The following is a 9,256-nucleotide window of genomic DNA, read 5'->3' as shown; positions in this document are numbered from 1 at the left end:
TTAATGGGCTCAGGGTTGTTAAAATGACACGTCACCTGCCGCAAAAGCGGAAGGGTCTAAAAAGTAACAAACTTATTTCTCAGATGGTCACGGTTTTGTTCACAGTGAAATTTAATTTAATCTGTTACCTTATTTTTTCAAAACATAGCTTCCTGGCGCATCCATTAATGGTGTTAATGGTAATTGTGCAAATTCTGGAGCGGGTATGAGTTTTCCTGAATGTGATTTTAGCCATTTTAACCATTCAGGCCACCAAGAGCCAGAGTGTTCTGTTGCTTGCTCCAACCATTTTTCCGCATTGGAAGGAGCGTGATTATTCACTTTATAGCTGTATTTTTTTGCTTCAGGTGCATTAACAATTCCTGCTATATGTCCTGATCCCCCTAGAACAAAACGCTTGGGCCCCTTCATTAGTTGAAAACCTATATAGGTAGTTTTCCAGGGCGCGATATGATCTTTTTCTGTTGAGAGAAAAAAAGTAGGTATCTCAATAAGAGTGACATCAATTGGTGTATGGTTAAGATGTATTTTACCAGGTTTTGACAAATTATTATGCAAGTACATCCATCTCAAGTATTGTGAATGCATCGTTGCGGGCATATTCGTAGAATCTGAATTCCAATACAATATATCGAAAGGAACTGGATTTTTGCCACGTAAATAATTTTTAATAAAAAATGACCAAATTAAATCATTAGCACGAAGTGAATTAAAGCTTGATGCCATAAATTTTCCAGCAAGATAGCCTTTGGATTTCATCTCGTCTTCCAGTTTTGCAATTTGTTGCTCATCAATAAATACTGAAATGTCACCAGGATCACTGAAATCAATCATCGATGCTAAAAAAGTTGCGCTGTGAATCGAGTTATCTTGGCATGCTTTATTGTAAGCAAGAAGCATGGAAAGAAGTGTTCCGCCAATACAAAACCCCATAGCATTGACTTGATTAACATGCATCTGTTGTTGGATGATCTTAATTGCTGTTATTGGACCCTCATTTAAATAATCGTATAAGCTTTTATGAGAAAAGCTTGCGTCTGGATTAACCCAGGAAATCATAAATACGGTAATTCCTTGTTTTACTAACCAACGCACTAGAGAATTGTGGGGGCTTAAATCAAGAATGTAATACTTGTTAATCCAGGGAGGGATGATGAGCAGGGGTATTGATTTGACTTTAGTGGATTGGGGTGTGTATTGAATCAGTTCTATCATGTTATTGCGAAAAATAACTTTTCCTGGGGTTATCGCTAGATTTTCACCTAGCTTAAAAGCCTCCATATCGGTCATTTTAATCATTAAGCGAGAGGAGCCTACCTCCAGATCTGAAAGTAAGTTATGTAATCCACGTAATAAATTTTTACCACGGCTTTTGAGTGTTTCATCCATAATCTGTGGATTAGTGTGGATAAAGTTTGCCGGAGATAAAGCATCTAAATATTGTTTGGTAAAAAATTGCAGGCGCTTTGCTGTATTTTTATCGGGGTATTCCGCTGTTTCAAATAAATTATTCATGTGCTGACTGGCTAAAAGATAATGCTGGATCATTATGTTGAAAAATGGATTGTTCAACCAGTCTTCTTCTCTAAAGCGGGGATCCTCAATAGGCACAGGTTTTCCTTCTAACCAATGCTCTAATTGGATTTGTGCTAAATTGAAAGCATCTTGCCAATATGCAAGCTGCATTGCCCAGATTTTTTCTGGATTTTTTAAAAGAATAGTCATCACACTTTGAAAGTGTTCTGTTAGTTCAATGTATTGATTGATGATAATAGAGAGCTGCAAGGGAGTTTTTTGTATATCTGAAATAATTTGCAAACTTTTTTCAGCTATTGCTTTAAGTAACTCACTAAGTTCCGTGTCGTGGATCATCCTAACTCCTAAGGACAAATGTTTTTGTGTCTATTTTGGTTTGTTTCTTCTTACTGATCAAGAGTATAACATTTGAGATCTAAAAATCTTCTCTAAAGAAAGGGATTGAATTTCTAATGTTTATATCATTTGTACTCTATAAGCTATAAATTACCAATCTCTAATTGCTCCTTCGTGCCAAAAATAGCCGCTTTTCTTTTTCTTATTGACTAAATTATAAATTTCTTGCGCTGCTTCTGATGGTAATTTTGGTGCATTGCTTTTTCCCATATCAGTTCTGACCCAGCCTGGATCAAAACTAGAAATAGTGTTTTTGGGCAATCTTTTTGTCAAAAGTAGTGTGTACATATTTAAGCATGATTTTGACATTTTGTAGTGTGGTTGATAAGCAGAATCATTTGAGCTAAATGTCCCCCATCCCGATGATATATTAATGATTTGCGCATCGGTATTTAACTTACAAAGGCATTTTTCGGTTAATTCAATAGTCCCAAATACATTCACAGCAAATGTGTCTTTTAATTGCTCCATATTGATTTTTTCTTGATTCCAATTCTCCAGAAGTACGGCTGCATTATTAATTAACACATCAATTTTCGGTAATTTTTCTGCAAAAAGATTAATTTGTTGCGAGCTCTTTAAATCAAGACTGTAACTTTTTAAGTTTTTATTTTTTAAAGGGATTGTGCCATGTGTCGAAGTTCCGATGACATGCCAGTCATGTGCTAAAAAAATTCGAGCTGTTTCTAATCCTATTCCTCGACTGATGCCAGTAATTACAAGGGTTTTAACCATTTATAACTCCATTACACGCACTTTTGATTGTGCGCATGCTCCAAAAAAGTTCATGCGTCTTTTGAGCCATAGGTAAAATGTTTTAACAACCTATAGAGTAGTTCATAACAATCTTATTTGATGCATCAATGTTTAAAATGACGAACTCCAGTAAATACCATAATGACCCCATGTTCTTCAGCACAAGCAATCACCTGTGTATCTCTGATTGAACCTCCTGGTTGAATAATAGCAGAGATACCAGCTTTTGCAGCGATTTCAACCGTATCGGGAAAAGGAATGAATGCATCGGAGGCCATTACTGCGCCATGAGTATCAAATCCCATTTGGGTTGCTTGCCAAAGACCAATACGAGCACTCATTACTCGACTCGTTTGACCGCCTCCTAAGCCTATAGTTGCAGCATCTTTGGCATAAACAATCGCATTAGATTTCACATGTTTTGCTGCAAGCCACGCAAACATTAAATCATTCATTTGTTGGTCGGATGGTTTTTTTTGCGTTACGGTTTTTAATTCATAACTTCCTAAAGCAAGAGAGTCATGTTCTTGCACCAGTAAGCCACCATCTACTTTCTTCATATTTAAACTAAAAGCGTTATCTGGTTGCCATACTCCTGTTACTAAGACACGAATATTTTCTTTGTTGGCAAGCATTTTTTTTGCTTCATCACTTATCTCTGGAGCAATAATGACTTCTACAAATTGTTTTTCTAGGATTGTTTTTGCTGTGCCGCCATCTATTGTTTGGTTAAACGCAATAATGCCGCCATAAGCTGATGCTGGATCACATTGGTACGCTTTAAGATATGCATTAAGAAGAGTATCACTTAACGCAACCCCACAAGGATTGGCATGTTTTATAATGGCACAAACTGGTTTATCATGAGCAAATGATTTAACACAATCCAAAGCAGCATCGGCATCCAAAATATTATTGTAGGATAGTTGCTTGCCTTGAATTAATTGAGCTCCTCCTAGAGAGCCAGATGTAGCATTTTTATCCCCATAAAAAACAGCTTGTTGATGTGGATTTTCTCCATAACGTAGATCAGTAATTTTATTGAATTGGCAGGTAAGTACTTCCGGGAATCCAGAGGGAGTATATTGTTCATCTAAAGTAGTTAGATAATTAGCGATTGCTGCATCATAAGCTGCTGTATGTGCAAAAGCTTTTTTAGCTAAGGTAAATCCCCAGTCCATAGGTACTTTCTTAGAATGTATATAATCAATAAGCTCCGCATAGTCTTCTGGCTTTACTACGACAAAAGTGTGCGCATGATTTTTTGCTGCAGAGCGAATCATTGCTGGGCCACCAATATCAATATTTTCAATTGCAGCATTAAAATTACAATCAGGGCGACTAATGGTTTGCTCAAATGGATATAAATTAATAATGAGTAAATCAATAGGTTTAATGGAGTGTTCTTGTAATGTTTTCTCATCCTTATTTTTGCGAGCAAGCAATCCTGCATGTATTGCAGGGTGTAATGTTTTAACTCGACCGTCAAGCATTTCTGGAAAACCTGTGCATTCACTGACATCAGTAACTGGCAATTGGTGTTCTTTAAGTAAGGCAGAAGTATTACCTGTTGCAATAAGTTCTACTCCATGTTGATGGAGGACTTTGCCAAGTTCAACTATTCCTCTTTTATCAGAAACACTAAGCAAAGCTCTTTTAGGTTTAAAAGTAGAAAATTTTTGTTCTGCGATCATTGGTAGCCACCTTTTACTTGGAGGGGCTGTTTCCATTTCTACTATCCCAGCCTAAATGGGCTAGCAAAATGGAAACAGAACCTAGTACTGCGTTAAAATATTACTTTCGTACAAAAGCCAATAATGACCATCCATTAAGCTTTTCTTGATGTAAAAGAGTAAACATTGAATCATAGGTCTTTATGATTTCAGATACTTGTTCTTCAAGTATTCCTGATACAATAAGCATCCCTTCGCTCTTTAAAAGATGATGAAAACGTTCTTTCAAGGTGAGTAGCGGTGCTAGCAAAATATTGGCTATGATCAAATCTACTGGATATTGTAATGCATCAGGCAAACTTACTAGTAATTGATTCTCTTCTAATTGGTTCGTTAAGGCATTATTCGTGGTAGCTTGCAAAGCTTGCGGATCAATATCCACCGCATATACTTCTTTTGCTCCTAATTTTAATGCAGCCAAAGAAAGAATTCCTGAGCCACAACCATAATCAATAATAGATTTATTGCTTAAATTTGCTTGCTCAAGCCAGGTTAAACATAATGCTGTAGTAGGATGGGTTCCTGTACCAAAAGCTAAGCCTGGGTCGAGCATTAAATTCACTGCATTGGGTTCTGGTGGAGTTGACCAAGTAGGGCAAATCCATAAACGTTGTCCATAACGCTGTGGTTTAAAATCATCCATCCACGCTCTTTCCCAATCTCTATCCTCCAAAATTTCTAAAGTACATGCTAATGCAGGATAAGCTTGGGTCAACTGATCGCGAGTATATTGAGCTTGAAATATTTCTGCAAATAGGGCATGAATAATAACTTCGGGCCATAAAGGGGTAGTTCCTGGTTCTGGCTCCAGAACAGGGTTGTCATTTTTATCAGTAAGCATAATGGATAGTGCGCCAAAATCTTCTAACTGATCACTCAGTTGTTCAATTTCTTGGCTAGAACAATGTTCTATTTTTAATTGAAACCACATAGTAGTTAGCCCTTAAGCATTTTTTCCAGATAGTGAATATTTGTGCCACCTGCAATAAAAGATTGATCATGAAAGATGCGTTGATGCAATTCGATATTCGTTTTTATACCATCAATGATAATTTCATCCAGCGCATTACGCATTCTTGCAAGTGCCTCAGCACGAGTGTTTCCATAACTAATGAGTTTACCAATCATAGAGTCATAATTAGGGGGCACCGTATAACTACTGTAAATATGAGAGTCAAAACGAATACCTGGACCACCTGGTTGATGTAATAATTTTATTGTTCCTGGCGAAGGCATAAATGTTTTAGCATCTTCTGCATTAATTCTACATTCAATTGCATGGCCGCGTAATTGAATATTTTCTTGCGTCAATGTAAAAGGTTGATCACTTGCAATTTTGATTTGTTCTTTAATCAAATCAATTCCTGTAATCATTTCAGTTACTGGATGCTCAACCTGAATTCGAGTATTCATTTCGATAAAATAAAAACAGCCATCCTGATATAAGAACTCAAAAGTACCTGCACCACGATATTTTAAATCTTGGCACGCTTTGACTACAGAAGCACCAATTTTATCTCTAAGCTCAAGGCTAATCCCTGGCGCAGGTGCTTCTTCTACTACTTTTTGATGGCGTCTTTGCATGGAACAGTCACGTTCACCAAGATGAATTGCGTTACCCTTACCGTCTCCTAACACTTGGAATTCAACATGGCGAGGATTTTCCAGAAATTTTTCCATATAAACGACAGGATTATTAAATGCGGCTTTAGCTTCACTACGTGTTAGTGCAATCGCGTTGAGAAGATGTGATTCACTATGTACAACGCGCATACCACGCCCCCCGCCACCTCCTGCTGCTTTAATAATAACAGGATAGCCAATTTTTTGACCTATTTCTAAATTTTTATGATCGTCATCAGTTAAAGGACCATCTGATCCAGGAACACAAGGAACTCCTGCGGCTTTCATGGCCTTAATCGCAGAGACTTTATCTCCCATGAGGCGAATTGTTTCACCTCTTGGGCCAATGAATCGAAATCCACTTTTTTCTACTATGTCCGCGAAATCAGCGTTTTCTGAAAGGAAACCATAACCAGGGTGAATGGCTACAGCGTCAGTAATTTCAGCAGCAGAAATAATAGCTGGAATATTCAGATAGCTTTTTTGTGCTGGAGCAGGTCCTATGCAAACCGTTTCATCAGCGAGACGAACATGTAATAAATCTTTATCTACGTTTGAATGTACGGCTACAGTCTGAATACCAAGCTCTTTACATGCACGTAAGATGCGAAGGGCGATTTCACCTCTGTTGGCAATAACAATTTTACTGAGCATGGATGCACCCTCATTCTATAATAAATAGAACCTGATCGTATTCTACAGGCTCTCCATTACCGACTAATATTTCTACGACTTTACCGGCGCGGTCTGCTTCAATTTCATTAAACATTTTCATTGCTTCAACGATACATAAAACATCACCTGCCTTGACTGTTTGGCCAAGGCTGACAAAAGGAGGACTTTCTGGCGAGGGTGATGTATACATTGTCCCTACCATGGGTGAATGAATTTGATGACCAGAAGTAGTGGGTGCTGCCGGCTTGCTTTCTTGGTGTGTGCTTCCTACGGTAGAATTAGACGTAGATCCAGCAGAAAGTGACGCTGCTTGTGGTACAGGAGGTGATACGTAATGAACTTGAGGATGCTCTACAACAGGAACACTGCTGTGACGACTTAATCTAAGTGATTCCTCACCTTCTTTAATTTCAATTTCTGAAATGCCAGTTTCTTCCAGCAATTCGATTAATTTTCTGATTTTACGAATGTCCATTATTTGTTTCTCTTTCAATAATTGAGGTTAATGCTAACGAATACCCTTGTACACCTAAGCCGCTAATAATGCCTATGGCTATATCAGAAAAATAAGAGTGGTGACGAAAAGTTTCGCGGGAATAAATATTACTGATATGTACTTCAATAAACGGAATTGCAACAGCACTCAACGCATCTCTTAAGGCTATACTGGTATGAGTAAATCCTGCAGGATTAAAAATTATATAATCGATTTCATTAGTACTTGCTTGGTGGATCGATTGAATTAAATCTGCCTCAGAATTACTTTGGTAACATTGCAGAGCAAATCCTGCTTCTGTTGCTTCTTTAGCTAAACGAGTATTGATATATTCTAGCGTCGTACCTCCATAAATCGAGGGCTCTCGTGTTCCCAAGAGATTTAAATTTGGTCCATGTAACACCAGAATTTTTTTCATGTTTTAGTCTGTATCGATAATTTTGGCAGATTTTGCCTGATCTCTGTAATGTTGTCTATATATCTCCGAGGATATCTACATGTTCTCTGCTATTTTTATATTTTAGATCATAAATTATATGGAAAAAGTTGATTGCTTTAAGGCATTAACCTAGACTCTATTGAAATAAAGCTGTGTTTTTTTAATGCCTTTAACCCTGAAAAAGAGTCGAGCTTATCCTGGTAAGGGCATGACGACAGCGGATTGTTTTAGGTTTTTTATATACTGTAGTGAGGCTACTGATTTCAAAAAAATTCAGCCTGTTGGGTGCTTCTTGCCGAGCTCACTGTGGACTTAACTGTCTAGGTTTAAAAAAGGAAGAAATTCAAAGGACTTTTAAATGCAGGAAATATTCAAGCAGCGGTTAGACGCGCCTAAAGTACAGCCAGAAATTTATTTTGTCATTTTTATGATGATGATCTTGGTGCAAATCTCCATAGATCAATATGTTCCATCATTACCTGCAATTACTAAAGATTTTCATAGCTCCGAATCATCAATTCAATACACGCTTTTTCTTTTTCTGTTTGGGCTGGGAAGTTCTCATCTATTTTTTGGACCCTTATCTGATAAAATTGGTCGTAGGCTTCCTCTTATTTATGGAATAGGTATAAGTATTTTAGGTAGTTTGTGTTGTTTTTTTGCACCATCAGTTATGATTTTAATTTTTGGGCGCTTTTTACAAGGATTTGGTATTGGTTCTTGTAGTTCAGTAGGGCGCTCTTTAATGAGAGATCTTTTTACAGATCGATATTTGTCAAAAATCAGTTCCTATGTTGGTGTATTAAGCACATTATTATTGGTTGCTTCTCCAATATGGGGTGGATTTATTCAGCAACATTTTGGATGGAGAGCTAATTTTTTATTTATCTTTATCGTAGGATTGTTATTTTGGATTTTTATTTTATTCGCTTTACCAGAAACAAATAAAAACCTTAACCCTAATGCAACAAAAATAAATGTTATATATGAGACTTATCATAGCTTATTAAAGTCTAAAGTTTTCTTAGGATATACGCTTTGTGCTTGTTTTGCTTGTTCAGGTTTAGTTGCCTATATTACTATCGCTCCGTTTTTATTCCAAAATGTATTGGGATTAACCCCTTTAGAATACGGACAATTGTCAATTTTTATAGCTGGGGCGATTTGCCTTAGTGGCATTATAAACAGCCAATTAATTATGATTAAGGATGTATCTTTCATGTTGTTTCTTGGTGTGTTGCTGATGATTGGTGGGGGTTTGTTGATGTTTGTCTTTGCATTATTAGGCATAATGCATGTGTTAACGATTATGATCCCTATCGCTTTATTTAGTATGGGTTCAGGCTTTACTTTCATTAACGCTTTTGCAGGAGTTTTCCATCCTTTTCCTCAAATAGCAGGAACAGTTGCTGCATTATACGTTAGTATGCAAGATTTTACCGCTGCATTAACGAGCGGCATGATTGCAATTACTAAGGTGCAAGGGCAGCTGTCATTATCCATTATATTATTTGTTTTAGGCTTAAGTGCTCTAGCCGCTTGGTATTATCAGCAAGTATGAAATAATAATTTCAAAAATTCTAAAATTATGCTAGTTTGGAT

General features: G+C 37.0%; 8 protein-coding genes. 1 reads left to right on the top strand and 7 read right to left on the bottom strand.

Features of this window, described 5'->3' with window-relative positions; all coding sequences use genetic code 11:
• Positions 1-129: 129 nt before the first annotated feature.
• From Lsan_RS18685 to aroQ, 7 genes are all read right to left on the bottom strand, one after another.
• Positions 130-1,872 carry a PHA/PHB synthase family protein gene (locus Lsan_RS18685; protein WP_058515625.1) on the bottom strand — a complete coding sequence of 581 codons (1,743 nt, stop codon included), beginning with the start codon at positions 1,870-1,872 and terminating at the stop codon, positions 130-132.
• A gap of 150 nt (positions 1,873-2,022) precedes the next feature.
• Positions 2,023-2,667, bottom strand: a complete 645-nt coding sequence (locus Lsan_RS18680; RefSeq protein ID WP_058515624.1) for an SDR family NAD(P)-dependent oxidoreductase — start codon at positions 2,665-2,667, stop codon at positions 2,023-2,025.
• Between the two features lie 125 nt (positions 2,668-2,792).
• Positions 2,793-4,382 carry a bifunctional phosphoribosylaminoimidazolecarboxamide formyltransferase/IMP cyclohydrolase gene (gene purH, locus Lsan_RS18675; RefSeq protein WP_058515623.1) on the bottom strand — a complete coding sequence of 530 codons (1,590 nt, stop codon included), beginning with the start codon at positions 4,380-4,382 and terminating at the stop codon, positions 2,793-2,795.
• A gap of 100 nt (positions 4,383-4,482) precedes the next feature.
• Positions 4,483-5,352 carry a 50S ribosomal protein L11 methyltransferase gene (gene prmA / locus Lsan_RS18670; RefSeq protein WP_058515622.1) on the bottom strand — a complete coding sequence of 290 codons (870 nt, stop codon included), beginning with the start codon at positions 5,350-5,352 and terminating at the stop codon, positions 4,483-4,485.
• 5 nt (positions 5,353-5,357) lie between these two features.
• Positions 5,358-6,698, bottom strand: a complete 1,341-nt coding sequence (gene accC / locus Lsan_RS18665) for an acetyl-CoA carboxylase biotin carboxylase subunit (RefSeq protein WP_058515621.1) — start codon at positions 6,696-6,698, stop codon at positions 5,358-5,360.
• Between the two features lie 10 nt (positions 6,699-6,708).
• Positions 6,709-7,194 carry an acetyl-CoA carboxylase biotin carboxyl carrier protein gene (gene accB, locus Lsan_RS18660; RefSeq protein ID WP_058515620.1) on the bottom strand — a complete coding sequence of 162 codons (486 nt, stop codon included), beginning with the start codon at positions 7,192-7,194 and terminating at the stop codon, positions 6,709-6,711.
• On the bottom strand, positions 7,181-7,633 hold the full coding sequence (aroQ, locus tag Lsan_RS18655) for a type II 3-dehydroquinate dehydratase (protein WP_058515619.1): 453 nt from the start codon (positions 7,631-7,633) through the stop codon (positions 7,181-7,183). Before aroQ ends, accB begins: the two co-directional genes overlap by 14 nt.
• A gap of 379 nt (positions 7,634-8,012) precedes the next feature.
• On the opposite strand from aroQ, the gene Lsan_RS18650 reads away from it, so the two are divergent.
• Positions 8,013-9,215: a multidrug effflux MFS transporter gene (locus tag Lsan_RS18650; protein WP_058515618.1), complete on the top strand. Its 1,203-nt coding sequence runs from the start codon at positions 8,013-8,015 to the stop codon at positions 9,213-9,215.
• The last annotated feature ends 41 nt before the right edge of the window (positions 9,216-9,256 follow it).

The organism is Legionella santicrucis (assembly GCF_001468135.1).
Classification (GTDB): domain Bacteria; phylum Pseudomonadota; class Gammaproteobacteria; order Legionellales; family Legionellaceae; genus Legionella; species Legionella santicrucis.
The sequence above is the reverse complement of the archived record's forward strand: the minus strand, read 5'-3'. Positions and strand labels throughout refer to the sequence as shown.